Raw genomic sequence first — 1,059 nt, forward strand, 5'->3', positions numbered from 1 at the left:
TATAGTAGACGTTAGAAATAATTACTCACTTTTGGGATAGTGATTTGATCAAGAGCGGTATCAATTGCTGTTGTAAGTTCGTCGAGTGAGTCGAAGAAGCGGTTGCTGAGCGCTGCTTGGAGTTGTCTCCAGCATTCCTCGACAGGGTTCAGCTCCGGCGAATACGACGGGAGTGTCACAAATGCGAGGTCGTCACGGGCCGCGAGGTCCGTGACGGCCGATGCTTGAAAATACGGTGCGCCATCAAGAACGACTATTAGATCATCTTCGAATTCATTACATAGTGCTAAAATGAAATGTTTTGCGTGATCAGCAGTGATATACTCCGTGATCCGAGAGAAAAAGCGCTCACCGTCCTCGGTGATCGCGCCTAACAAGCACGTCCAGTCCCGTTGACCGGATAATTCGACGGAAGGCCGCGTGCCGCGCGGAAACCACGCGGCACGCGGCTCGACTTGGACAGATTTCTTGGTTTGATCGATACAAACTACTGTGGCGTCCATTTCCCGCCGCTTTTTTTGATCTCGTCGTGAAACGCTTCTTGATCGTTTTCGTCGGATTCAGCGGCTGAACGGCGTGGTTTTTGATAACTCAATCCCGCCTCTTTCAGTAACCGCCGACAACTTGGGATTGAGTACTCGACACCGTACGTTTCTTCAAGATATTCTTTGACAAGCGCCGGCATCCACGCCGGCGCGTCAAAGCCGATCTCTTCGGGTGGCTCGTGGACTGTCTCTTCGAACGCTTGTTGCTGTTTTTCTGAGAGCTTTCGCTTTCGACCAGATCGATGAGCATCAGTAACGGCCCGTTCAAGCGGCTCGTCAGTATCAAGTCGGTTGAGCCAACTGTAGATTGTTCGTCGACCGGTGTCGTGCCACTCGGCAAGTTCAGTCTGCGTGACGCCGTTTTTGTACGCGATCGCGGCTAACAACCGTTGCGTGGGCTTGTTTCCCTCGACGTTGTCAAGCGCGTCTTGGAGTTCTTCGACGGAGATCTCGTCGAGATGATCCATTAGGTACTGTCCAACTCGCCGTGCCAAAAGTTCTAACGGCTACTATA

General features: G+C 51.8%; 1 protein-coding gene. It reads right to left on the minus strand.

Annotated features, from left to right (window positions below; translation table 11 throughout):
- Positions 1-11: 11 nt before the first annotated feature.
- A protein-coding gene (locus DJ69_RS14190) for an IS630 family transposase (protein ID WP_099256200.1) occupies positions 12-1,012 on the minus strand; the annotation gives its coding sequence in 2 pieces (ribosomal slippage) (positions 12-520 and positions 520-1,012; 1,002 coding nt in all).
- Positions 1,013-1,059: the final 47 nt, after the last annotated feature.

It is taken from the genome of Halorubrum persicum (assembly GCF_002727125.1).
Classification (GTDB): Archaea; Halobacteriota; Halobacteria; order Halobacteriales; family Haloferacaceae; genus Halorubrum; species Halorubrum persicum.